Origin of the sequence: Acetobacter sp. (assembly GCF_022483985.1) — a bacterium.
In the GTDB taxonomy this organism is placed as follows: domain Bacteria; phylum Pseudomonadota; class Alphaproteobacteria; order Acetobacterales; family Acetobacteraceae; genus Acetobacter.
In genome coordinates, this window is the sequence record NZ_JAKVME010000003.1 from 434350 (window position 1) to 458161 (window position 23812).

Annotated in this window: 20 protein-coding genes; 11 read left to right on the forward strand and 9 right to left on the reverse strand. The window is 55.1% G+C overall.

Annotated elements, in window-relative coordinates:
* Positions 1 to 12: 12 nt before the first annotated feature.
* Positions 13 to 954 carry a LysR substrate-binding domain-containing protein gene (locus tag LKE90_RS16095; protein ID WP_291501559.1) on the reverse strand — a complete coding sequence of 314 codons (942 nt, stop codon included), beginning with the start codon at positions 952 to 954 and terminating at the stop codon, positions 13 to 15.
* A 154-nt stretch (positions 955 to 1108) separates the two neighbouring features.
* Between LKE90_RS16095 and LKE90_RS16100 the strand changes: the two genes are divergently transcribed.
* From LKE90_RS16100 to LKE90_RS16120, 5 genes are read left to right on the forward strand one after another with little or no spacing between them, the layout of a single operon-like run.
* A complete protein-coding gene (locus LKE90_RS16100) occupies positions 1109 to 2200 on the forward strand; it encodes an LLM class flavin-dependent oxidoreductase (protein WP_291494614.1) in 1092 nt (363 codons plus the stop codon).
* A gap of 7 nt (positions 2201 to 2207) precedes the next feature.
* A complete protein-coding gene (locus LKE90_RS16105; protein ID WP_291494613.1) occupies positions 2208 to 3194 on the forward strand; it encodes an NAD(P)-dependent oxidoreductase in 987 nt (328 codons plus the stop codon).
* Positions 3195 to 3220: 26 nt separating this feature from the next.
* Positions 3221 to 4015: a class II aldolase/adducin family protein gene (locus LKE90_RS16110; protein ID WP_291494612.1), complete on the forward strand. Its 795-nt coding sequence runs from the start codon at positions 3221 to 3223 to the stop codon at positions 4013 to 4015.
* 23 nt (positions 4016 to 4038) lie between these two features.
* Positions 4039 to 4638, forward strand: a complete 600-nt coding sequence (locus LKE90_RS16115) for a cysteine dioxygenase (RefSeq protein WP_291494611.1) — start codon at positions 4039 to 4041, stop codon at positions 4636 to 4638.
* On the forward strand, positions 4635 to 6251 hold the full coding sequence (locus LKE90_RS16120; protein ID WP_291494610.1) for a rhodanese-like domain-containing protein: 1617 nt from the start codon (positions 4635 to 4637) through the stop codon (positions 6249 to 6251). The genes LKE90_RS16115 and LKE90_RS16120 overlap by 4 nt, the downstream gene beginning before the upstream one ends.
* Before the next feature lie 236 nt (positions 6252 to 6487).
* On the opposite strand, the gene LKE90_RS16125 is transcribed toward LKE90_RS16120, so the two are convergent.
* Positions 6488 to 8656 (reverse strand): TonB-dependent receptor, encoded by a 2169-nt coding sequence (locus LKE90_RS16125; protein ID WP_291494609.1) that lies wholly within the window; start codon positions 8654 to 8656, stop codon positions 6488 to 6490.
* A 539-nt stretch (positions 8657 to 9195) separates the two neighbouring features.
* On the opposite strand from LKE90_RS16125, the gene LKE90_RS16130 reads away from it, so the two are divergent.
* Positions 9196 to 10107 carry an ABC transporter substrate-binding protein gene (locus LKE90_RS16130; RefSeq protein WP_291494608.1) on the forward strand — a complete coding sequence of 304 codons (912 nt, stop codon included), beginning with the start codon at positions 9196 to 9198 and terminating at the stop codon, positions 10105 to 10107.
* Between the two features lie 447 nt (positions 10108 to 10554).
* On the opposite strand, the gene LKE90_RS16135 is transcribed toward LKE90_RS16130, so the two are convergent.
* Positions 10555 to 11289: an ABC transporter ATP-binding protein gene (locus LKE90_RS16135; protein WP_291494607.1), complete on the reverse strand. Its 735-nt coding sequence runs from the start codon at positions 11287 to 11289 to the stop codon at positions 10555 to 10557.
* Between the two features lies 1 nt (position 11290).
* Positions 11291 to 12019, reverse strand: a complete 729-nt coding sequence (locus tag LKE90_RS16140; RefSeq protein ID WP_291494618.1) for an ABC transporter permease — start codon at positions 12017 to 12019, stop codon at positions 11291 to 11293.
* 285 nt (positions 12020 to 12304) lie between these two features.
* Between LKE90_RS16140 and LKE90_RS16145 the strand changes: the two genes are divergently transcribed.
* The 3 genes from LKE90_RS16145 to LKE90_RS16155 all read left to right on the forward strand — a co-directional run bounded on the left by LKE90_RS16145 (position 12305) and on the right by LKE90_RS16155 (position 15221).
* A complete protein-coding gene (locus LKE90_RS16145) occupies positions 12305 to 13279 on the forward strand; it encodes an ABC transporter substrate-binding protein (RefSeq protein WP_291494606.1) in 975 nt (324 codons plus the stop codon).
* Between the two features lie 20 nt (positions 13280 to 13299).
* Positions 13300 to 14466, forward strand: coding sequence for an acyl-CoA dehydrogenase family protein (locus LKE90_RS16150; RefSeq protein ID WP_291494605.1), 1167 nt, complete (start codon positions 13300 to 13302; stop codon positions 14464 to 14466).
* Positions 14467 to 14534: 68 nt separating this feature from the next.
* Complete coding sequence (locus LKE90_RS16155) at positions 14535 to 15221, forward strand: RBBP9/YdeN family alpha/beta hydrolase (protein ID WP_291494604.1); 687 nt, start codon at positions 14535 to 14537, stop codon at positions 15219 to 15221.
* Between the two features lie 37 nt (positions 15222 to 15258).
* Here the strand turns inward: LKE90_RS16155 and LKE90_RS16160 are convergent, their stop codons facing one another.
* The 5 genes from LKE90_RS16160 to LKE90_RS16180 all read right to left on the reverse strand — a co-directional run bounded on the left by LKE90_RS16160 (position 15259) and on the right by LKE90_RS16180 (position 20532).
* Positions 15259 to 15870 carry a nitroreductase family protein gene (locus LKE90_RS16160; protein ID WP_291494603.1) on the reverse strand — a complete coding sequence of 204 codons (612 nt, stop codon included), beginning with the start codon at positions 15868 to 15870 and terminating at the stop codon, positions 15259 to 15261.
* Between the two features lie 152 nt (positions 15871 to 16022).
* Complete coding sequence (locus LKE90_RS16165) at positions 16023 to 17000, reverse strand: aliphatic sulfonate ABC transporter substrate-binding protein (protein WP_291494602.1); 978 nt, start codon at positions 16998 to 17000, stop codon at positions 16023 to 16025.
* A gap of 35 nt (positions 17001 to 17035) precedes the next feature.
* A complete protein-coding gene (locus LKE90_RS16170) occupies positions 17036 to 17413 on the reverse strand; it encodes a 4Fe-4S dicluster domain-containing protein (RefSeq protein WP_291494601.1) in 378 nt (125 codons plus the stop codon).
* Positions 17410 to 18993, reverse strand: a complete 1584-nt coding sequence (locus LKE90_RS16175; protein WP_291494600.1) for an FAD-dependent oxidoreductase — start codon at positions 18991 to 18993, stop codon at positions 17410 to 17412. Before LKE90_RS16175 ends, LKE90_RS16170 begins: the two co-directional genes overlap by 4 nt.
* 243 nt (positions 18994 to 19236) lie before the next feature.
* Positions 19237 to 20532 carry an NtaA/DmoA family FMN-dependent monooxygenase gene (locus tag LKE90_RS16180; protein ID WP_291494599.1) on the reverse strand — a complete coding sequence of 432 codons (1296 nt, stop codon included), beginning with the start codon at positions 20530 to 20532 and terminating at the stop codon, positions 19237 to 19239.
* Positions 20533 to 20551: 19 nt separating this feature from the next.
* Here LKE90_RS16180 and LKE90_RS16185 point away from each other — a divergent pair, with 19 nt between their 5' ends.
* Entirely contained in the window at positions 20552 to 22090 is a 1539-nt protein-coding gene (locus tag LKE90_RS16185) for an LLM class flavin-dependent oxidoreductase (protein ID WP_291494598.1), read from the forward strand.
* A 27-nt stretch (positions 22091 to 22117) separates the two neighbouring features.
* A complete protein-coding gene (locus tag LKE90_RS16190) occupies positions 22118 to 23449 on the forward strand; it encodes an LLM class flavin-dependent oxidoreductase (RefSeq protein WP_291494597.1) in 1332 nt (443 codons plus the stop codon).
* Positions 23450 to 23812 lie beyond the last annotated feature (363 nt).

The window sequence follows — 23812 nt, forward strand, 5'->3', positions numbered from 1 at the left end:
CTTGAACATTATTCAAGCTTCCGCGGCGGCGGCCAGAAGGTCGCCTATATCGTTCGCGGCGTCTCCGAGATGATTACGCCGCACGAGGATGGTCTCGATCTCGGGGACCGCCGGAAGGGCGTCGCTCGTGATCGTGGGCAAGCCTTCAGCGGTGGCGAACCTGCGTGTGCGGCAGCTCACCCCCAGTCCGCCGCGCACTCCGGCCCGCATGGCGGGCAGGTTGGGTGTTTCCAGAACCAGCCGGTAATCACGCCGTTCCTGTGTCAGCGCACGCAGGGCGGCGTCACGAAAACGGCAGGGTGGCTCAAGCAGAACGAGAGGCACTTCGGACAGTTCGGCGATGGCCGGATCGCCGATCCATGTCATGCGGTCCTGTCCGACGACTTTCCATGACGCGCCGGGACGGTCTCCGTGTTGCCCGAGGCACAGCACCAGATCGAGTCTCGAACGGTCGAACATCTCCAGAAGCTCGGCTGATCCGCCGATCTGGATCACAAGGCGGGAGCGGGGATGCGCGAGACGAAACTGTCCCAGCACGTCGGGAAGAAGCGTGTCGGCAAAATCCTGCACCATGCCGACAGTAATGGGTTCCGGCTCCGAATCCTGACCGAGCGTGCGCATGATCCGGTCATTGAGAGCGAGGAGCTGGCGTGCGTAGCCGACCAGTTCCTCGCCGATGGGTGTGAGGATCAGGCGGCGTCCATCGCGACGGAAAAGCTTCTGCTGGAGCACGTCTTCCAGACGCTTCATCTGCAGGCTGAGCGCGGACTGTGTCAGGAAAATCGTCTCGGTCGCCTGCGCCATGGAGCCAGCCTCCACGATCGCCACGAATGACCGCAGAAGCTCGCTCGGAACATTGCGCGCCATACGCTGGGGCAGGGGAGTGTCCAGATGAGCGTCGGTGGGTGGGCCAGAGTTTGGTGGGCCAGAATAAGGCCGGGTGGACTGGGACATGACGGGCTCCGGTCTCGATCTCCGTTTAATGACCGGCTTGGCCATATTACGACAGATGAAGTGTGTATTGAGTATTCCTTGCTTGCTTTTTGTCAATTTTCAAGTGTTAATTTTAAAACAAACTATATTAAATAGTGATTTATGGGAGATGACTATGTCCGTTGAGTTCATTGGCTATATCGGCAGTCGCAATCACTCCGAGATCATCCCGCCGTCAGGCCCGGTCGTTGATCCGAAACATATCGAAACAGCCGCGAAAATTCACGAAAATGGTGGATTCGACCGTGTTCTGGTCGCCTTCCACTCCAATTCTCCGGAAAGCATTCTCATCGCCCAGCATGCGGCGTCCGTTGCGCCGGACCTCGGCCTTCTGATCGCCCATCGTCCCGGTTTCAATGCGCCGACCATCGTCGCGCGTCAGCTCGCCACGCTCGATAATCTCACGCGCGGACGCGTCGCCGTGCATATCATCACTGGCGGTAGTGATTTGGAATTGCAGGCTGACGGCGATCACACGACCAAGGCCCAGCGCTATGCCCGCACCAGCGAATATCTCGATATTGTGCGGAAGGAATGGAGCGAGACCGCGCCGTTCGACTACAAGGGCGCGTTCTACGACGTCCGTGGCGCCAATTCGCTGGTCCACCCCTACAATGAAGAGTCACTCCCCGTTTATTTCGGTGGCTCTTCGGAGGAGGCGATCGAAGTCGCCGGTAAACATGCCGATGTCTACGCCCTGTGGGGTGAAACCTACGAGCAGGTGGCCGAAATCGTCTCACGGGTCCGCGCGGCCGCCGCGAAACATGGCCGCTCACCCCGTTTCTCGTTGTCGCTGCGGCCCATTCTCGCGGAAACGGAAGAAGCCGCATGGGCGCGCGCCGATCGTATTCTTGAAAAAGCACGTGATCTTCAGGGAACGACTGGATTTGTACGTAATGCGGACATTCCCAACGAGGGTTCGCGCCGCCTGCTGGCTGCTGCGGCGCAGGGCAGACGCCTCGACAAGCGGCTCTGGACCGGAATTGCGGAACTGACGGGAGCCAAGGGGAATTCGACTTCGCTCGTCGGCACACCACAGCAGGTTGCCGAAGCGCTCATCGATTATTACCGGCTCGGCATTTCCACGTTCCTGATCCGTGGGTTCGATCCGCTGCTTGATGCGTATGAATATGGTCGCGATCTGATCCCGCTGGTTCGTGAACTGGTGGCTGAAGAGGATAGCCGCCGCCTGACACGCGTAGCTTGAGCCGGTCATGTCCGTCCCGCATGACCGTCCCGTGCTTCTTGATCAGATCGGCGGTCCCATCGCCGCCGTTCTGACCGATTACGCGCAGCAGGTGCGTGTGATCGAGGGTAATCGCGACAACGCTGAGCCCTGGCAGACCGCTGGTGTGGACATTCTGCTGACCGGACCTTCTCCTGCATGGGCGAAGGCGCCGTCATCCCCTCCCGCCTCATGGCGGGAAGGGCCGCGCTGGGTTCAGATTGCGTCAGCCGGAATAGATGGGTTTCCAAAATGGCTGACGGAAGGGCGGATTGTGACCTGCGGGCGTGGCGATGCCGCCACTCCGATTGCGGAATATGTGATCTCTGCTTTGCTTCACCGTGAACGGCAGGTGGATGCGCTGCATCCGGCAACGCCGCAGGAATGGACCGATGCCATCGCTCCTTTCCGGCAGAATCCTGTGACTGGCACCCTGCATGGACGTGCTCTGGGGCTGGCTGGTTATGGCGCGATCGGCCGGGCCATCGCCTCACGGGCCCGCGCGTTCGGCATGCATGTCCGTGTGCTGCGCCGCAGTGCGTGGACGGAAACAGATGAAGGCGTCGAGCCCGTCTCTTCACTCAGAGAACTCTTCCGCCAGTCCGATCATCTGGTTCTCGCCATGCCGCTCACTGCCGAGACGCGGGGCATCGTCAATGATGAACTCCTCAGCCATGCAAAAGCAGGATTGCATCTTGTCAATGTCGCTCGTGGAGCGCTTGTGGATCAGGAGGCGCTGCTGCACGCTCTTGATTCAGGTCGACCGGCCTTCGCCACGCTGGATGTCACCACGCCGGAGCCTCTTCCTGCTGGACATCCGCTCTACACGCATCCCCGTGTCCGGCTGACACCGCATATCAGTTGGGTCGGGCCGGATGTCCGCGCCAATCTCGCGCAGCGTATCCGGACCAACCTCTCCCGTTTCCTCAGGAATGAACCTCTTCTCGACGTAATAGATCCAGAACGTGGTTACTGATCACAGCAGATTTAAGGACCGTGTCCATGAACGCCATTTCTCCCGTCACAGCTCCCAAGGCCCGTACTTTCCGGCTTGAACCCCGTCCACCGGCGGCCTCGCATGAAGAGGAGCGGCTGCATCGCAAACAGCGGCTGGCCGCCACGTTCCGTCTGTTCGGACGTTATGGTTTCGATCAGGGGCTGGCAGGTCATGTTACAGCGCGTGATCCGGAATTTCCTGATCAGTACTGGATCAATCCCCTGGGTGTGCATTTTTCACAGATTCGCACATCCAGTCTGCAACTTGTTGACCATGAGGGGAATATTCTGATTGGAAACCGCCCTATCAACACGGCAGGTTTCACCATTCACTCCGCGCTGCACAGGGCGCGTCCGGACGTGATTGCCGCGGCCCATACCCATTCCACTTACGGTAAGGCCTTTTCAGCTCTGGGTGTCCCTTTGTTGCCGCTGACACAGGATTCCTGCGCCTTTTACGAAGACCATGCCGTTTTCGATCCTTTTTCAGGCGTGGTTCTGGAAGACAGTGAGGGAGATCGTCTGGCCGAGACACTGGGCGATCGGAGCGCGCTTATTCTCCAGAATCATGGTCTGCTGACAGTCGGCCACTCCGTGGAAACAGCCGCATGGCGTTTCATCTCCATGGACAATGCAGCTCATGCCCAGCTCCTCGCACAGGCAGCGGGACCGCTGAAGCCGATTTCTCCTGACATTGCCCGCAAGACGGCCGCGCAGGTCGGCACGGAGCAGGGAGGGTATTTCTCGTTTCAGCCTCTGTGGGACTGGATCGTCGCGCAGGAACCCGACCTTCTCGACTAATGTCCTCACGACAGGAGCGGTTTATGACCACGATTTCTTCTCTTCGTGACTTCATCGTTGATTTCACGAAACTGCACGATGCCGATATTGGCCCGCAGAGACTCCAGACGGAAGGCGCGAAGCTCCTCCACAGGTTGGTTTCCCATGACGGCTGGCTGCCTGACGAGTTCGCTAGGCCCAACCCGGAACGGTACAGCCAGTATCTCCTGCATTGCGATCCGCTGGAGCGTTTTTCAGTCGTCAGCTTTGTCTGGGGACCGGGTCAGAAAACCCCCCTGCACGATCATCGTGTATGGGGTCTGATCGGCATGCTGCGTGGACGTGAGAGCGAAACACAGTACGTGCGCGACGAAACAGGTCACTTCCACGCCACGGAAACCACCTTTCTGGAGCCGGGCGAAGTGGCGACTCTTGCTCCGGGTATCAATGACTATCACCTTGTGGCCAATGCGCTTGAGGCAGAAACGTCGATCTCCATTCATGTCTATGGCGCCAATATAGGCGGCGTATCCCGCGCCACGTATGATCCGGTAACCGGCGCGGAGAAAACCTTCATCTCGGGTTATTCCAGCGAAGAAATTCCCAATCTGTGGGATCGTTCCCGCGAAAGGCAGGCAGCATGAACGCGCTCTCCCCCTCCGACGCCCCGATTGTGGAAACTGCTTCGGAAACCGTTCGTGAACGGCTGCGTGCCGGTGAGGAAATCGCTCTTCTCGATGTCCGGGAAGAAGCGTTCTTTGCGGCAGGGCACCCACTTTTTGCTGTCAACCTTCCGCTGGGGCGGATCGAGGAGCTGGTGACGGGCCTCATCCCACGGCAAAACGTTCCTGTCGTGGTCTATGATAATGGCGAGGGGTTGGTCCGACCGGCTGTCGCGCTGCTCAGGCAACTGGGTTACACGGCAGTCTCGGCTCTGGCTGATGGGCTGGACGGCTGGCGTGCATCCGGAGGTGAACTGTTCATCGACGTGAACGTGCCGTCCAAGGCGTTTGGCGAACTCGTCGAACATGTGCGCCACACTCCCTCCCTTCCGGCGGAAGAGGTACATGCCCGCATCGCGCGTGGTGATGATCTTGTCATCCTCGATGCGCGGCGCTTCGTGGAATACAACACGATGTCCATTCCCGGCGGACGTTCGGTGCCGGGAGCGGAGCTTGCCCTGCGGGTGCGCGATATAGCGCCGTCACCCGATACCACAGTGATCGTGAACTGCGCCGGGCGGACACGGTCGATCATCGGCACGCAGTCTCTGGTCAATGCTGCCATCCCCAACCCTGTTTTTGCGTTGCGCAACGGCACGATCGGCTGGACGCTGGCCGGATTCGGGCTTGATCATGACGCCAGCCGCAAGGCTGTGGACTTCACAGCGGAAAATCACGCGAAAGCCCGCCAGAGAGCACAGGAACTTGCCGAAGAAACCGGTGTGGAGTTCATCACGCCTGCGCAGCTCAGGGAACTGGAAAGCCGGACTGACCATTCACTCTACCGGCTCGACGTGCGCTCGCCGGAAGAATATGAGACCGGGCATCTGGCGGGCTTCCGTTCCGCTCCCGGGGGGCAGCTCGTGCAGGCGACGGATGAGTGGATCGGTGTGCGTCATGGCACGATTGTTCTGACGGATACGGATGGAGTTCGTGCCCGCATGACAGGTCACTGGCTGCGTCAGCTTGGATGGCGTCATGTTTTCGTTCTTGATGACTGGACAGGCCTGAAGCAGGAAAACGGTCCGCAACCTGTTCTCCTGTCGCGTCAACTGGCTGACGTATCCTTGGTCACACCTGCTGCGCTGTTGGCGCAGAATGCGGAATCCAGACCACCTTTGATCCTTGACCTTGCCACCAGCCGGACATTCCGGGCGGGGCATGTTCCCGGTGCTTTCTTCATCATTCCGACGGATCTGGTGACGCATCCTGATCTGCCGACTGAGCGCCAGATCATTCTGACTTCTCCCGATGGTGTCGCAGCAAAGATCGCGGCTCGACGTCTCGTGGAAAACGGGATCGAGGCAACAGTACTGGAAGGAGGGACAGCGGCCTGGACAGCGGCTGGCCATGCTCTTGAGACGGGTCTGTCCAAAGAAAACGCTCTTTCAGAGCCAGTTGATATCTACAAACGGCCTTATGAGGGTACTGATAACGCGCGGGAAGCCATGCAGGCTTATCTCGATTGGGAGTTTGGTCTTGTCGCCCAGCTTGACCGTGACGGTACACACGGTTTTTCAGTGCTGGAAACATAGACCCGCGCTGCTCACGCGGATTGAGAGAGGAGAAGCAGGTGTCTGCTTCTCCTTTTCTGTTTGTGGGGTTTGATTTTTGTGCAAGTGGTCGATTTTCTGGAAATGGAAAATCTCCCGATAAAATGACGATTACGATAAATAAAGTTCTGGTTTGTTAAGAAACCACCAAATGTTTTGGATACGCTGAAACATCAGAGGCGCGTGGTTTCTATACGCCTCTGATGTTTTTTCATGCCTTACAATGTAAAGCGTGCAGTGACGTAAATCGTGCGTGGGTCTGTGTAATATCCTGAATAATAGATCGGAAGACCCTTGCCTTGCGTAAAGCTGGTCCCTTGCAGATACCGTCGATCCAGCAGGTTGCGTCCCTGCACCTGTAGCTGCCAGCGTTTGTCGGGACTGGTCCAGCTCATCATGGCGTTGACGTAGGTCTGAGCCGGAATTCGGTCCTGCCGGTTGGCCAGAGAAGTCGTGTGCAGGTTGGTCTGAAATGAGACATCTGCGCCGATTATGAATGTACCCGGTAAAGACACAGGAATATGATAGGTCAGGGAGCCCGCATTCTGAAAACGGGGTGACCAGGGCAGGGGGGCTCCAGCATAAGGCGTCGTATTGTAAAGGCTGCCATCCGCCAGAGCGATCTGGGTGGCATTTCCTTTGAATTTGTCCAGTGATGAATAAAGATAGGAAGCTGTGTAGTGCAGGTCGAGATCTTTTGTGATCTTGACGAATGTTTCGATCTCGGCGCCTACGGAGTGACCTTTTCCCGCGTTGAACCGACGACTCAACCCTGAGGAAGGATCAAGCGTTGTCAACTGGATATCATCAAACTGATTCCAGAATAGGGCGCCATTAAAGCGTACACGTCCGGGTAGTGGGTCGGTTTTAACCCCGACCTCGTAAGTTGTGACAATTTCGGGTTTGTAGGGGATGGATGCCTGAAGGCTTCCTGTCGCGCCGGCTGACTGCGCCCGGAAATCGTAACCTGCCGATTTGCCGCCCTGCGAGATGGAAGCATATGTCATCAGGTTCGGACGCGCCTGCCAGGTGATCGCACCTTTGGGCAGGAGCTGTGTCCAGCTCTTGTTGCCGGAAGCAGTCCACGCGATCCCGCCCTGCGGAGAAGAGGACAGGAGTGTCGCAAGCTGGTTGGCCACTGTAGTAATATGATTGCCGCCAGCCAGATAACTCAGCGTTTCAGAATTCGAATGATTCTCCCAGTTGAACCGCAATCCTGCTGTCAGCGTCACGGTCGGGCTCAGATGATAGTGCGCCTCTCCATACACGGCCCAGTTGCGATTGAGCTGGTCGATGACTGCATTGACCGGCATATAGCGGATGTCGGCCGGATTGTTCGTCAGTGTGCCATAAGAGTTGTTGGCATTGCGGTTTGTAAACCAGTCTTCATAAAGGAAATAGGCGCCGACATTGAAGTCGAGTCGGCCGTAATCACCATGCAGGCGCAGTTCTTCCGAATACATCCTGTCCTTGTAGGAGAGTTGCTGTGATCCACGGGAGTAGACATCGCCGTAATTGTCATACATGCCCTTGTCGTCGTACCCACGGATACCGGTGATCGAAAACAGGGTCAGGCGTGGTGAAATAGTATAACGCACATTGCCGGTGAATCCGGCCTGTACATAGCTGTTTTTCGGAAAGGCTGGGTTGTAGTTGCCATATTTGTAGTAATTCAAAAGATTGCCGACACCACGGTTGGTACTGCCATCCACTGTGCCGTCGAACGCAAGCGTGATGTCCCAGTCTTCATTCGGCGTGAAACGAAGTTTGCCGCGTGCCTGCGTGTAGTCGATGTTATTGGTGTTTTTGTCGGCAGCGTAGTTATGGTCGATACCGTCACGGGCATGATGATCGAAGGCTATACTGCCATAGACCTTGTCTTTAAGGATCGCGCCGCTCGCGGCCACCCCGACCTGCCATTCGTTATAGGTGCCGTAGCCAGTCTGGACGACGACACGCCTTTTGTTGGTTGGCACGATGGTATTGATATGTACCGCTCCACCCTCGGACTGATGGCCAATAGACGTGACAGGTCCCCGATCAATCTGGATGTTTTCGACATCCAGAAGTTCCTGCATGTTGCCCATGTTACGTGGCAGGTAGACCCCATCAATATAGGTGCCGACGGAAGGCTCACCCTGTGGATCGATTTCACCAATGCCACGAATGAAGTAGTTTATGACTGAATAGCCGGGCATATTGTTGGGGATATAGAGATTGGGCGTCAGACGTGCGAGCTGTTTCGTGCTCTGCACGCCCAGACGATCAAGACGCTCAGCAGACATCAGTGTCGCGGAAGAGGGGGTTTTCTGAAGGATGGCGTCCTTGCGGGCTGTAAGGCTTTTGCCTGTAACACTTACCGTTTCAGGCTGGTTTGATGCCTGCACGGCATGTGGTGTCTTGTTCCGACGCGATATCTGTCCCGATTTGATATTGCCGTTTGATGTGGCTGCGTGCCGGATCTTTGCCGGTGCCGCGAAAACATCCTGTGCTGATCCGAAAAAAAGCGTTGCGCAGCATGTGGTCTGTAGCAGAACAAGATTGCGGAAACGTCTGTTTCCAGAAAATTCTGTCGAATCAACGCCATGACGAGAATGCATTGCGGCCTCGGTCTCACTTTCAGGAGAAGAAAATGTGAAGAATATTTTACTTCTTTCGCTCATCGTGCATGTTTGCCAAAGGCTTTTCTTCTGTCCATCAACTAATCTCAAAGAGAGAATTGACCACGACTTTTTTGTTCGTGATTAACAATAATCATTAAATTACGAAGAGTTTTTTATGATTTTATTCTGGTCATTCATGGAAGAATGGATGCAAATTGATCAATCGCTTTGAGTGGGCGCACATGGCATCTTTCCCCCAAAACCTTTCGCGTCGTCGTTTCAATCTTGGAGGGCTTTCTGCTCTCTGCAGTACACCGTTTTTGATGCCACGTAGTCTTCATGCGGAAGAGCTTTCATCCGTTACATTGCGTGTCGCAAGTTTTCGGGGTATGGATTCCACACTCCTTCCAGCAACGGGGCTTGCCGATTTCCCTTACAAGGTAGAGTTCAGCGAGTTCAATTCAGGAAACCTCATTGCACAGGCGATCAATGCGGATGCAGTTGATCTGGGAGAGTGGAGCGAGATTCCTCTGGCTTTCATTGCCGCGTCGGGAGCGCGTGTAAAAGTGGTTGCTGCCGTTGATGGTCCGACAACCAATCAGGCTGTCATTGTACCGGCAAACTCTCCTGCCCGATCGTTCGTTGACCTGAAAAATCGTAAAATTGGTTATATCCGTTCGACAACCGCCCATTATTTCCTGATCCGGATGCTTGCGAAAGTGGGCCTCACTCTTGCCGATATTACGCCTGTTCCTCTGGGAATGAGTCAGGGTCTTGCGGCGTTGAAATCGGGCAGTATCGATGCCTGGGCAACCTATGGCTATGTGATTCCCATGCTTGTGGGAGATGGAGCCGCACGTATCCTCGAAAGTGCCGAGAATATCCTGTCTGGCCACTACTTCATCGGAGCTAATCCTGTCCGGCTTCCCGATCCTGCCTTTCGGCTGGCTGCTGCGGATTATCTCAATCGTCTTGGAAAAGCCTATGCTCTTCTGACACAGAACAAGGAAAAATGGGCAAAAGTCATTTCTCCAGTTATCCAGATTCCGGAAGATATCGTGCTGAGCGATCTCAAGGCCCAGAATCATCCTTATCATATGCGACCATGGACAGAAACTGACATCCAGAGTGCTCAGGCTGTTGTCGATACCTTTATCGAGCAGCGTATTATTGTTACACGCCCTGATCTGAAATCTGTTTTTTCAAATGATCTGGCGCCGCTTCTTAAAGGATAGAACTGGCAGCATGAAGCGGGGTTGCCGTCGGCCGGAATTGGACCAAAGCTGAGCAGATGAAAAGATACGCTCGGGGAGCATCTGAACAAGGTGTAACCCTCGTTGTCGTGAGAAAAATTGGGCGATGATATTTGTCTGGAGCGTTGAAGCCTTTCAAATTAGGAGGCCGCTATGATCCTGCACACGATAAAGGACTCGTATTTGGTGCGCTTGAAATATTTTTTCTGATAGGTAGACGAAAATTTGATGATGGGACCAGTAATCGTTTCAGTCTGTCAGGATGAAACAATCATTCGAATAACTGGGACATCTACCTCATGAGAATTGAAACTGAATTAGGAGTTCTCTCAGTCTTTTGCCTCCTCTTTTCCCCAATGTCTCCCCGATTGGGTTGGAGACGAAATAAAGCGCATAATACTCTCTGGAAATTTCTGCCTTGAGTTTGTTCTATTCATCAACTCCAAGATGTTTCAGAAGTGTGGAGCGTAAATGCACAAAGGCGGGATCGTAATGACGTCTTGGACGAGGAATCGAAATGGGCAGTTCGGCCCGGATACGTCCCTTTTCAAGGACGACAGCCCGGTCAGCCAGTAACAGGGCTTCATCCACATCGTGCGTTACCAGCAGCACAGCGCTTTTGTGATGTTGCCAAAGTGCCGAGACCAGATCCTGCATGTGCAGACGTGTCAGCGCATCCAATGCGGCAAACGGTTCGTCCAGCATCAGGAATTTTGGTTCCCGGATGAGTGCGCGCGCCAGCGCGGCGCGCTGGGCTTCTCCTCCGGACAAAGTCAGTGGCCACGCATCCGTGCGATGACTCAGCCCAACTTCTTCCAGAACCGTGCTCGCGTCAGAGCGTGTTGCACCGACCTTTCCCAGCATCACGTTCTGCCAGACTTTTTTCCATGGAAGGAGACGGTTCTCCTGAAATACGACCGCTGATTCGTGAGGAGATGAAATCTGTCCCTCCGTGACGGGGTCGAGTCCGGAGAGTGCGCGCAGCAATGTCGATTTGCCTGAACCGCTACGACCCAGCAAGGCGACGAACTCGCCCTGGGCGATGTCCAGATTTAATTGATCTAGAACAGGAAAGCTATTTCCGAAACGACGGGTCAGGCCGCGCACGCTGACTGCCGGCTGGAGGTTGCTGCCGACTGCCGCAAGAGGAGAGATGGAATTCATCCTATGAACCCGTTTGCTGGATGTGAAGCGGACGCCAGACCAGTGCGCGGTGTTCCAGTATCCGCACGCACTGATCTGAGATCAGTCCGAGAAGACCATAGATGGCGAGGCCTACGAATATGATGTCGGTGCGGAGGAAATCCTGAGCATCCATCATCATGTGTCCGATCCCGCTGTCCGCGTTCACCTGCTCGGCCACCACAAGCATCAGCCATGAAATACCGACAGCAAACCGGACGCCGACCAGCAGATCAGGCAACGCGCCCGGCAGAATCACTTCGCGGATTGTCTGGCTGCGTGACAGGCGCAGGGTGCGTGTCATTTCCAGAAGCTTGGGGTCGATCGACCGGATGCCTTTGTGAAGGTTGAGGTAGATCGGGAATGTGGACCCCAGTGCGACCAGAAGAATTTTTGGCGTTTCGCCGATACCGAACCAGAGAATGAAGAGGGGGACGAGCGCCAGAACCGGCAGGGTGCGGAAGATCTGGAGCGGCGCGTCGACGATGTTTTCACCAAGGCGGGACAGACCGGAAATCAGAGCAAGGCTTATTCCTGTCACAAGGGCGAGTGAAAGACCGGCAAAAGCGCGAAGAAGCGATACCCCCATATTGGTCGAGAGCGTGCCGTCCTGCACGAGTCCCCAGCCCGTTCCCAGTATCTGTGCGGGAGAGGCGACCAGCCTGGTGGAAAGCAATCCCGTGGAGCAGGCTGCCTGCCAGCAGAGAAGCATGAGAAGAGGAGAAAGGTAGCGGGTGAAATGCCTGTAGGGCAGTTTGCCGAGCCATTCCCGCCGCAGAGGAGAGCCTATGGCGATGGAAGGAATCGCCGGTCGGGATAGGGAAGAAGTGCTTCTGTGCTGGATTGCGCCTGACATGGTCTGGTGACTCCACGCTGTCGTTATGTTCAGTGAAGGCACTCTCCCATATTTGCGCTTTTATATAAGTTGAATTATTTTCATATCACGCATTTATGTGAATTGTTTGAATTTCGCGCCATAAAGTGGTGGTTTTTTGAGATGAAGAAGACAGCTCCATGGCGCCGGTTCAAGGCGTTCCGTTTTCACTCCCTGTCGTTTGTTCTGACGCTGGTCATAGCCGCTTACTCTGCCGTCCCCGCCCGGGCGGAGGATGAACTGATCGTCGCGGACCAGAAGGGACAGCAGAAAGCGCTTATGCAGGCGGCGGGGGTGGACAGGGACCTCTCCTATCATATCCGCTGGGTGGAGTTTGAGGCTGCGGCGCCGCTGCTTCAGGCCCTTGGAGCCGGAGCCGTGGATACGGGCATCGCAGGAGATGGTCCCTTCATCTTTGCGTGGGGAGCGGGGTTGCCCATCCGGGCAGCGTGGCTGATTCCTCCCCGTGGCGGCGGCAAGGCGACCGCCGTTGTCGCGCCTGAGGGATCGCCCATTACCAGCGCGGCACAATTGTCAGGCAAAAGGATCGCCACTGGGCGTGGCTCCATCGGCCACCTTCTGCTGCTGCGTCTGCTTGCTACAGGAGCCATTCCGGCACCCGCGCCGAAAATTGTTTTTCTTCTCCCCGCGCAGGCCAAGGCGGCTCTCGATACCGGCCGTGTAGACGCATGGTCCACATGGGAGCCTTATGTCTCTCTTGCTGTCGTCGCCGGACATGGACATGTCGTGACCGATGCCGCCGATCTGATGCCGAACAACAGTTTCTTTGTGGCCAGCACGGATGCGCTTGCAAACAAGCGTGCGCATCTGACGGATTTTTATCGACGTATGACGGCGGCTTACGGGTGGGGCGCCCGGCATCAGGCGGAGTATGCCCACATACTGGCCCGACAGACCGGAATTCCCGACGATGTGGCCGTCTCTGTCGCCGAAAAACTTATTGCCACTCCGGCCCCTGTGACATCTGATACCGTCAGGTCCGAAGCCTCCGTTGTCGCCACTTACCGGTCCGCAGGCTTTGTTGTGCGGTCGGACGCCTTCGATGAAGCCTTTGAGAAAAACCTGACATCACCCTGACGAAAATGGATAGTTTGATCATGGACGGATCGCGGATTATCGAACCCATCCTTACTGAAGTCGAAGTGCCGGACGCGCTGGTAAAGCGCTTCGCTGAACGGGCAGCCGATCATGACAGGCGTGGTGAAATCGGATTCGATAATCTGGAGGATCTGCGCGGGGCTGGATTGCTGGCTCTCGCTGTGCCTCGCAGCAAGGGCGGCGGCGGAATCACCCTGCGTCAGATTGAGCAGGTCGTCGCGCGTGTGGCAGAGGGAGACCCGTCAACGGCTCTGATTCTTGCCATGCAGTATCTTCAGACTTTGGGGATCGTCGCATCGAGAACATGGCCCGGGGATGTGCGGGATGAAGTGCTTGATTCCATCGTCCGCTCCGGGGCGCTGCTCAATGCTCTGCGTGTCGAGCCCGAGCTTGGCACACCGGCACGCGGCGGTGTTCCGGCGACACGCGTGCGACAGGAAGGAGGGCGCTGGCTGCTTTCGGGTCGTAAAATCTTTTCGACAGGTTCATCGGCACTGCATTGGGGCGTCGTCTGGGGCGCGACGGAGGGCGAAACACCCCGTATCGGACAGATTCTGGTGCCGCTCGACTCTCCCGGTGTTCGGATTGAAAAGAGCTGGCATCAGTTGGGAATGAGAGCGACCGGCAGCGACACCATCATCTTTGAGGATGTCGAGATTCCGGAACGGTATCTCATCAATTTCCATGATGGTGGCAGCAATCCGGAAACACCGATCCTCGCTACGGCGCATACGGCTGTCGTGGCGGGTCTTTATGATGCGGTGGCGCGTTCGGCACGGGACTGGCTGATTGGCTTTCTGAACGGGCGGGTACCGACCGCGCTGGGTCGTCCCCTTTCGACGCTTCCTCGTTTTCACAGCGTTCTGGGTGAGATCGACGGACTTCTTCTCAGCAATGAGGCCCTGCTGGAAAGCGCATTTTCAAAAATTGAGGCTGAAACCATTACTCCGGTGGAAGCAGGACAGATCAAGCGTCTCGTGACCGAAAACGCCATTGCTGCTGTTGCGCGGGCCGTAGAAGTGACAGGTAATCCGGGCCTGAGTCAGGATAATCCTCTGGAGCGGCATTACCGGAATGTCCTGTGTGGCCGTATTCATACACCGCAGGCTGATGCGGTTCTTGAGGCGGCCGGACGGTCGGCTTTCGAAGTTGCTGGCAACGGATAAATCCGAAACAGGCGAAAAGCCCGGTATGGACCGAATAATGGTGTGATTTACATCAGCAGGAGACAGTCATGCGGATTTCCTCATCATTCGCTTCCGGAAGATTTCTGCCGCAGCCGGTTTCATGGCTGGAGGACGAAGTGGAGGACCGGCTGAAAACTCTTATCCTGCGTCTGACGATGTTTGATGTGCTGATTGTGCCTGGTCTGGATGGATCGGGAGAAAGGCACTGGCAGTCATTGTGGAAAAATTTTCTGATCCATAAAGGGATTTCTGTTTACACAGTGAAACAGGCTGACTGGACCAGTCCAGATCTGGGAACATGGAGAAAGACGTTGGTGTCTTCGGTTCAGCGATGCACGCGACCAGTGCTTGTTGTTGCGCATAGTCTGGGCGCGTTGCTGACTGTTCATTGTGCGGAACTGAATGTTGCGGGCGCGTTACTGGTCGCGCCTGCGGATGCAGAGGAAGCGCGGGCATCGGATCGAATGCGGGTGAGAGATTTTGCGCCTTTGCCGCAAGACGCTGTGCGGTTTCCATCTGTCTTGGTGACGAGCGACAATGATGAGTGGCTTTCTCCCGCGCGTGCCCGGTTTATGGCGGATTGCTGGGGAGCGGAGCTGTTTCCCGCGGGCCGGGTCGGTCATATTGGAAATCGGGAAAATCTTGGGATATGGAGGGAAGGGTTTGGCGCTCTGGAGAAGCTGCTCGACCGGATTGACAATGAGCGTCTGCCGCCAGAGACGCACGAAGTCTGAGGAAGCGGCGATCTTCCGATGATCGCCGCTCAGCCGGTCAGGATGCTGGTGCGGAAGGGATGAAACGACCTTCAGACGCCAGAGTATCAAGAGGAAGGCGCGGTGAGGGCTTTTCCCGTTCCTGCAGATTTTCCGGAAGCTGGCTGGTGGAGCCACGATGCCCGATCACGAGGGCCGCGTGCACGACATGATCGGCAGGCAATTCCAGGCCGGCATGAGCCAGTTCCTTGTCGAAGCCGCTGACCGGATGCGTGTGCCATCCGTTCTGATTGGCTTGCAACTGGATCAGGACGCTGGCGGCTCCTGCATCGAAGGCGTGCGATGGCGCTTCAACGGGTTCGCCTGTGCGGGCGCTGTCGGTGACGGTGCGTGAAGCGATATAGACGATCGCGGAGGCGTTCTCGGCCCATCCACGGTTGAAGGGGATCAGCCAGGAGAGGAACCGCTCCCAGCTTGGTGTGTTGCGGCAGGCGTAAATGAAACGCCAGGGCTGGGCATTGTAGGCGGAAGGCGCCCAACGGCCCGCATCAAGAAGGTTGAGCAGGCCTTCCTGTGTAATTTCGTCAGGCGTGAAGGCTCGGGGCGACCAACGATTGAGAATGAAGGGGGCCACCTGTGAACCGGCTTCACGGTCCGGGAATGAAGTCATCGTCTGTAAAACTCCGAAAGGATTGTGATTTGAAGGTACCTCGACGGTCTTCCTATATTGCTTCTGGTTGCGCGGAGACAATCAGCAGGGCAGCAGCATGGTGCAGGAGAGCAAGAAATGAAAATGAATAATTCTGAAGAATCTTATGGAAGTCAGGAAGGAATTGAAAACGACCGATCATAAAAATCAGCTACAGTGATCCTGGATGGAATGACACCGGCAGTCTGATAGAGATCGGCTACTTTCTGATGAATGGCAACGGCTTCGTCCGTAACGGAAGGCAGGGCGGTCATTACCATGCGGGAAGATGTCACACGGGCAATATCCAGTGGCGTGCCGGTATCCCGCGAAAAGGCAAGGGCGCGTTCTTCCAGATGGGTAGCGCCCCATGCGAGAGCTTTTCCAACGCGTGACATGAAATCCGTCAGTTCGGGCCGTTTTTTGGCGATGGCCGCCTCGCTGGCGATACCGCATTCGACCTCATCAACCAGACCATGAGCGGTCAGCAGAATACGGGCATGGTCTTCAAGTTCAGCCGTTGCAGCATAAGGATCCCAGATCGCCCATGCGTCTATGGATCCGCTGGCGAGTGCCATTCTCGCATTTGCAGCAGCCAAGGGTACCGGTACAATCTGGCCCGTATCAAGACCTTCCCTTTTCAGGGCCGCCAGAATTAGAAGATGACCCGGTGATCCTTTTACAAATGCGACACGACAACCGATCAGATCCCGCATGGTGCGAATATTACTTTTTCCGGGAACCAGCAGCGCATTGGATTTTCCATCCACATGCCACGCCGAAATTGCCTTGAGCGAACTGCCTGTCGCAAAAGTGAAGGTAGCAGTTGCGTCTCCGACATAACCAAAATCAAGCGCTCCTGAAGCAATCGCGGCGATCAGGGGAGCACCCACGGGAAAGGACGCCCATTGGATGCGGTAAGGTAACTGTTCGAGCTGTCCGGAAGCTTTCAGAAGAGAACGTATGCCTCCTTTCTGATCTCCGACAAAGAGTGTGACGCCGCCACTTCCGTCCTCGGGGCCGGATAATCCGGATGCCGCCTGGAGTGGCGAGGGCAACAGCGGGAGGAAAGACGCACCGAGTATTGCGCGGCGGGAGAGAAAAATCTTCATACTGATGGCCTCTCTCAAAAGATTCTTAGATCATTTCAGGTTTTCTTTTCAGATTCCTTGTCATTGGATTGCTGAAGTGCATAGCGTGCGGATGAAATCATCACCCCTTCCCGCAACAGGCCACCCAGTTGCCAGAAATTTTTCAGAGGATCTTTTTCATGGGCATCCCAGCCATAGTCTTTGCGGATATTTCCCAGAGGATCATTTTTCAATTCTGAACGGGGAACATCGACCGCAACGTAAATGGCGTCTTCAGGACAATAAAGTTCACAGAGAAAGCAGGTCTGACACTGATCCGGTCGTGCGATAACAGGGAGTTGACCGTTTTTTGCCATGTCGAGAACATGGTCTGGACAGGCTACGACACACGCATTGCAGTTGTTGCAACGCTCAGAAATAATTTCCGCAATCATGATATGACCTCAGTGCTGCGAGTCTTTTCCAGATACGGAGTGAGTCTATCCAGACCTCCTGTGATGATCCGGCTCTGATATTCGGGATTCTGCTGGGAATAGTCTTCCCGTACATGCATGCCACGGCTCTCCTTTCGCGCCAGAGCGGATGCATTGCACCATCTGGCGGTTGCAACCATGGCAGCGGTCTCTCTTGCTGAAACGGCTTCCAGTCCTTCACCGCGCAGGCTGGTCCGCATTTCTGACCACGTTGCGTCCAGTAAGGAGGCTGAAGAGTTCAACTTGCTTTCACTTCTCCACAGGGCCCTGTCCAGATCGAGTATTTCTTTTTGTGTGACCTGTATTGCGGCTTTTCTGTCAACAGTCCTGACTGTGCCGGACGGACGTAATCCGGCACTGCCAAGCGGTTTCAGTTTTTCGTTCTGATCCGGTATTTTTCGGTATTTTTTGGCTTCATGAGCAGCTCCCCTGCCTGAAAGCACACCGGAAGACAGAGCCCATGCGGCATTCTGTGCGCCTCCGCCACTGGTGGCGCCCGCGATATGTTCGCGTGTTGCCGCATCGCCCGCCGCAAACAGACCCGGTACAGAGGTGGCGCAGACGTCATCGATAATCCGGAGACCACCGATTCCCCGGATAGTGCCTTCTCCAAACAGCTTTACTTCAAACCGATCCTTGAACATATCGAGGCCGCGCCGCTCAAAAGCAGCGACTGTTGCTGGCTGAATCTCCCTGATGACCGCAGGCAGTCCGACAGGTGCTTCGTGAAGGTCGGCATAAACCGGTCCGGCCCGGAAGGCATCGGCCAATTTACAGAGATAGTCACGGGGTTTATCCCAGCCGGGTATGGACAGAAGCTGTCCTTCCGCATCGAAATATCGCGCTCCCGTATAAGGCAGGGTGCGTGTACTCAGCCAGGCAGGAGAGATGGAGTAGGAAACACAGAATTCCATTCCGGAAAGCTCTGCTCCAGCCTCGACGCCCATGAGATAGCCGTCACCTGTGTTGTTATGACTGCCCAGCAGGCCCGATCGAAAGGCGCAACCGCCTGTCGCCATTACGACTGCACCGGTTCTGGCGCTCCATGGTCGGTCATTCAGCCGGTCATAACCCGCCACTCCGCCGATCGAGCCATCCTGCCGCGCCAGAAGCTCCAGAACAGGGTGCTGATCAAGAATGGTGACGCCTAGCTGTACAGCATACTGCCGCAAGGCGCGTAGATATTCCGGGCCCCTCAGACCGGAGCGAAACGTGCCACCCTTGCCGTCTCCGGAGAAAGGATACCACGGGGCGATTTCAGGAATGGACTGCCATGTTATGTCAATGATGCGTTCCATCCAGACAGGGTCAGCCAACCCAAAAGCACTTTCCAGTCGACGTTCTACTGCTGACCTGCGTAGATCCGGTTCCGGTGGTACCCACCAGTGATTCGGACCGGCTGGTGCGGTGACGCCGCTGGTTCCCATAAAGCCCTTATCCGCGATGACGACACGGGCGCCTGTTTTCGCGGCCGAAATGGCGGCCCATCCCGCCGCCATCCCGCCACCGATAACCAGAACATCTGTAATGATTTTGTTCATGATGCCGACCTGTTCAGGAAATTCAAAAAATATATTTACTTGTCGAGAGAGATTGTTTTCGGATTTTTTCTGGAAGCACTGTTATCTCACCGCAGGTTGCCCAGTGTCGTTGATCACCCAGATTTCGGGCTCTTCCCCTGAAGGTCATATGATGTCTGCTGAAAGGCACGATGTTTTCCTATAAACCGGCCGTTCAGATGAACATGGGCAGGAGAGAGTGGGAGGAATGCCAGTTCCTCTGTGTCAGAGTCCCAGATGATGACGGAGAGTTTTTCCGTTGTAATTCCGGCGAAATGCCCCTCGACGTTGAAGTTCGGGCACCACAGCGTCAAAGAACAGATCGTCTGAAGCTGGGCAGTTGGGGGGAATGATCGTAAAACCGTCTACTCCCGTCTCATCGATCCACGACATCATCTGATCGGCTACAGTAGCCGGAGAGCCGACAAAGGAAGGGAATGATAGATCCCGGGCATAGGAGCGCGCGGTCTGCTCCAGTGTCAGTCCTCGCGCTCTTGCATCTGCGATCAAGGGTAGGAAACGACCGCGGCTGCCCCGGATTTCAGAATCGAGATCTGGAATCAATTCATTGGCGGAATACCGAGAAAGATCATGATTCATGCTGCCGGACATGAAAGTCAGGCCTGCAAGAGGGTGGATGAGCGCATCCAGCTCCGCCTGAAATTCTCCAGCTAGGGAGTCTGTTTCCGCAACTACAGGGATACATCCGGGAAGGATACGGACCTTGCTGGGATCGCGACCTGCCGACGCTGTTTTCTGACGGAAACCAGAAACAAAATCGCGTGCTCTGGCAACGGTCGTCAGAACCGGAAAAATGACTTCTGCATACCGGGCTGCGATATCCGAAAAGCGTTCGGAAACACCGGCCTGAATAAGGACAGGAGGGGATTCCTGATAGGGAGGGATATTGAGAGGGCCTTCTATCTGAAAATGCCGCCCCTCATGGTTAATCGGTCTGATATGGTCCGTGAGCGCGTAGAGACCCCGTTCCCGGTCCCGCACAATGGCATCGGGTTGCCAGCTCCGCCAGAGTGACTGCACCACATCGATGAATTCTGCGGCCCGATCATAGCGTTCGGCGTGTCCAAGATGATTTTTGCGACTGAAGTTCCGGGCTTCCCCATCACTGACCGAGGTGACGGCATTCCAGCCCACCCTCCCGTGACTGTAATGATTGATCGCACCCAGCATACGGGCGACGTGGTAGGGTTCTGTGTAGGTCGTGGAAATCGTTCCGGCGAGGCCGATTCTTTCCGTCAGGACAGAGAGTGCGGAAAGTAATGTCAGAGGTTCTGGTGAACCGATGGCGCGACTGGTCACTGTTGCTTCGGTGGAACCACCATAACTGCTGTCGATTGCCAGCTTGTCCGCAACAAAAACCATGTCGAGAGCTGCGCGCTCCGCCTTGCGGGCAAGGGAAGCATAGGCCCTGACATCCATAGGATCAGCGTCCGAGGATGTAGCATGTCGCCAACCTCCAAGATGCAGGCCGGACAGGGTCAGAAAGAGGGCCAGATGCACAGGAACGCCTCGCGACGGAATGGGTCCAAATTTCTACTCAGAGAACCTTCCTATTCATAACGAGTTTTTCTTTTCTCTTACTCAATGTCCTGCAATCAATGGTGATTGTTTTGAATGCGATATTCGTCAATTTAATATTTCTCGTTATCGGCAGATGAAATCCAACGCCAATGTCACGTTCCTATCCTTCAGGGGGAGTGTCATGAGCTCTATCAGACAGCGACAGCTCAGGTTTGGTGCGATTCTTGCCGGGGTCGGCACGGATTTCAGCCAGTGGCGGAATCCGGAATTGCCTTCAAATGCCAGCATCGATATTGATTGGTACATCCACAATGCACGACTGGCGGAAGAGGCCAAGTTCGATCTGGTCTTCATTGTCGACAGTCCATTTATTACACGGGATACTGCGCCACACTTCCTCAATCGTCTGGAGCCGCTGACTTTATTGTCAGCTCTTGCGGTTTCCACATCGCGTATTGGTTTGGTGGGAACGCTTACCACCACGTACTGGGAACCTTACAATGTCGCACGTCTGTTCGGTTCACTCGACCATATCAGCAAAGGACGTGCTGGCTGGAATGTGGTGACCACCGGGCTTGAAGGAGCATCACGCAATTATGGTCAGGACAAGCACCTTGATCATGCTCTGCGTTACAGGCGGGCAGAAGAATTTGTCGATGTAGTGAAGGGGCTCTGGGATAGCTATGAGGACAATGCCTTTCCCTATGACAAGGAAAACGACGTTTTTCTTGATAAGTCAAAGCAGCACGCCCTCAATCACAAAGGCGAATTCCTGTCTGTTGCAGGACCTCTGGCGCTGAGTCGTTCGTCGCAGGGGCATCCTGTCATTTTTCAGGCTGGCGACAGCAACGCAGGTCGACAACTGGGAGCGCAGATTGCGGACGGCACTTTTGCAGCGGTAGAGGATTTCGATTCCGCTCTTGAATATTACAAGGATCTCAAAGGGAGGGCGAAAGCGCTGGGCCGTGACCCTGATTCCATTCACGTTCTGCCCGGCATTGCTCCGATCATTGCCGAAACAGATGAAAAGGCCCGAGAGATCGCGATTGAGCGGGAAGGCTTGCTGGACATAGAGAAAAAGCTTGTCGCTCTTGGTCGGGCCTTCAATTATCATGATTTCCGGCAATATCCGCTCGATGAACCTTTTCCGGATGTCAGTAATCTGACCCTGAATAGTTACAAAGGTCACGCAGAGCGTATTCTGCGGGGAGTGGCGGCTGATAATCTGACATTGAGACAGGCGGCGGAGCGTTATGGAGGCTGGCGTCTCAACTTTGTTGGATCACCGGAAACCGTGGCCAATGAGATTGAACGCTGGTTTGTGGGTGGGGCAGCGGATGGCTTCAACGTACGCGTCACCAATCCTGGGGATTTCAAAGCTTTTCGTGAGCATGTCATTCCGATCCTGCAGAAAAGAGGCCTGTTCCGGACTGAATATGAAGGTGCAACACTGAGAGATCATCTCGGTCTTTCAATTCCCGAAAACAGATGGACAGCAGAGAAACGTGAAGGTCTTTCGCGTGCTGATGCCGCCTGATCACACTCTGTTTTGAAAAATGGTAAAATGACACAGAAACGTAAGATCAAACTTGGCTTCATTCTGCATGGCGTCGGACGCACATGGGATGACTGGCGCCATCCGGAACGGGATGTGCGAGCCAGCACAAATTTTTCCTTTTATCGCAAACAGGCTCAACTCGCAGAAAAAGGGAAATTCGATTTCCTTTTTGTTGCTGACAGCCTGTCGATCAATGAGAAATCCAGCCCGCACTATCTCAATCGTTTCGAACCGCTTACAATTCTGTCGGCCTTGGCTGCTGTTACCGACCATATCGGTCTCGTCGGCACGCTGAGCGTGAGCTATACGGAGCCGTTCAATGTTGCGCGGCAGTTCGCCTCTCTTGATCATATCAGTCATGGTCGCGCAGGTTGGAACGTCGTCACTTCGTGGTTGAGTGACACGGCCGCAAACTTTGGCCGGAAAGAGCACCCAGCCCATAGTGAACGCTATCGCATCGCGGCGGAGCATCTGGAAACCGTACAGGGGCTATGGGATAGCTGGGAGGATGACGCGCTGGTTGGTGACAAAGTCCGGGGTGTGTTTGTAGATCCTGAGAAACTGCACAAACTGGATCATACCGGCTCTCACTTTCAGGTCCGTGGACCTCTGAATATTGACCGTTCTGCTCAGGGGCAGCCTGTCATTTTTCAGGCTGGAGCATCTGAGACGGGACGTGATTTTGCTGCACGTCACGCGGAGGCTGTCTTTTGTGGTCCGGCTGATCTGGATGAAGCACGCCTTTATTACGCAGATCTCAAGTCACGCGCACGTAAGTTGGGTCGGAAAGATGATCTGCCCTTCATTCTGCCCGGAGCCGCACCTATTGTCGGTTTGACCGAGGAAGAAGCGGAGGCGCGTTATCAGGAACTTGTTGCGTTGACCTCCATAGAGACTGGCCTCGGTTTTCTCTCGCGTGCATTCAATGATCACGATTTCCGGCAGTACGATCCCGATGGACCTTTTCCTGAAGTGGAGCAGATCGGTAACGAAAGCAACCAGAGCGCCTCGCAACGTATTCTGAGGCGGGTGAGACAGGATAATCTGAGCATTCGACAGATTGCACTTGAGCTTGCCACGCCGCGTGGCGATTTTGTCGGCACGCCAACACAGGTTGCTGATGCCTTGCAGAACTGGTTTGAATCCGGAGGCGCGGATGGTTTTGTTCTGTTTGAGCCACTGCCGGGACAGCTTGATCTTTTTGTTCAGCATGTTGTGCCTATTCTGCAGGAACGTGGTCTGTTCCGGCAGGAATATGAACATGAAATATTCCGGGAAAATCTTGGTCTTTCTATTCCGGTCAATCGCTACACTATAGAGCGTAAGGAAGCCGTTTGAGTAACATTGGCTTTTTGCGTTGATCTCAGGGGAAAAGCCGCAGTTTTCCCCTGAGACGGGTCAAAACTGAATAAATGTGCTGTCTGCTCTTTTTGGAAGCCAGATTTTTTATTTTTCTGAAGAGCTGTTTGATCGACCAAAAGGTTTTTTGTTTTTCTTGAAAAAGAATGTGTCAATACCTTTGCTCAGGTCGCCGACAAAACGTAGCACAATACCATTCCCTGCCCGACACAACGCGTGTAGAGAAGAGGCGGGCAGACAGCGGAACTGACCGAAAGACGAGAACATCCCACACAAGATATCTGCGAGCGTCCGTTACAAAAGCGCGACCATCAGGAAAATCGGCTATCGTATAATGCCTGA

Bases quoted from the DNA above. Each gene is read 5' to 3' on its own strand.
- LKE90_RS16130 (WP_291494608.1), top strand. From the start codon at position 9,196: ATGCCACGTAGTCTTCATGCGGAAGAGCTTTCATCCGTTACATTGCGT.
- LKE90_RS16155 (WP_291494604.1), top strand. From the start codon at position 14,535: ATGCGGATTTCCTCATCATTCGCTTCCGGAAGATTTCTGCCGCAGCCG.
- LKE90_RS16185 (WP_291494598.1), top strand. From the start codon at position 20,552: ATGGGTCCAAATTTCTACTCAGAGAACCTTCCTATTCATAACGAGTTT.
- LKE90_RS16190 (WP_291494597.1), top strand. From the start codon at position 22,118: ATGACACAGAAACGTAAGATCAAACTTGGCTTCATTCTGCATGGCGTC.
- LKE90_RS16175 (WP_291494600.1), bottom strand. From the start codon at position 18,993: ATGAACAAAATCATTACAGATGTTCTGGTTATCGGTGGCGGGATGGCG.
- LKE90_RS16145 (WP_291494606.1), top strand. From the start codon at position 12,305: ATGAAGAAGACAGCTCCATGGCGCCGGTTCAAGGCGTTCCGTTTTCAC.
- LKE90_RS16120 (WP_291494610.1), top strand. From the start codon at position 4,635: ATGAACGCGCTCTCCCCCTCCGACGCCCCGATTGTGGAAACTGCTTCG.
- LKE90_RS16170 (WP_291494601.1), bottom strand. From the start codon at position 17,413: ATGATTGCGGAAATTATTTCTGAGCGTTGCAACAACTGCAATGCGTGT.
- LKE90_RS16105 (WP_291494613.1), top strand. From the start codon at position 2,208: ATGTCCGTCCCGCATGACCGTCCCGTGCTTCTTGATCAGATCGGCGGT.
- LKE90_RS16160 (WP_291494603.1), bottom strand. From the start codon at position 15,870: ATGACTTCATTCCCGGACCGTGAAGCCGGTTCACAGGTGGCCCCCTTC.
- LKE90_RS16140 (WP_291494618.1), bottom strand. From the start codon at position 12,019: ATGCTTCTCTGCTGGCAGGCAGCCTGCTCCACGGGATTGCTTTCCACC.
- LKE90_RS16115 (WP_291494611.1), top strand. From the start codon at position 4,039: ATGACCACGATTTCTTCTCTTCGTGACTTCATCGTTGATTTCACGAAA.
- LKE90_RS16110 (WP_291494612.1), top strand. From the start codon at position 3,221: ATGAACGCCATTTCTCCCGTCACAGCTCCCAAGGCCCGTACTTTCCGG.
- LKE90_RS16100 (WP_291494614.1), top strand. From the start codon at position 1,109: ATGTCCGTTGAGTTCATTGGCTATATCGGCAGTCGCAATCACTCCGAG.
- LKE90_RS16135 (WP_291494607.1), bottom strand. From the start codon at position 11,289: ATGAATTCCATCTCTCCTCTTGCGGCAGTCGGCAGCAACCTCCAGCCG.
- LKE90_RS16095 (WP_291501559.1), bottom strand. From the start codon at position 954: ATGTCCCAGTCCACCCGGCCTTATTCTGGCCCACCAAACTCTGGCCCA.
- LKE90_RS16150 (WP_291494605.1), top strand. From the start codon at position 13,300: ATGGACGGATCGCGGATTATCGAACCCATCCTTACTGAAGTCGAAGTG.
- LKE90_RS16165 (WP_291494602.1), bottom strand. From the start codon at position 17,000: ATGAAGATTTTTCTCTCCCGCCGCGCAATACTCGGTGCGTCTTTCCTC.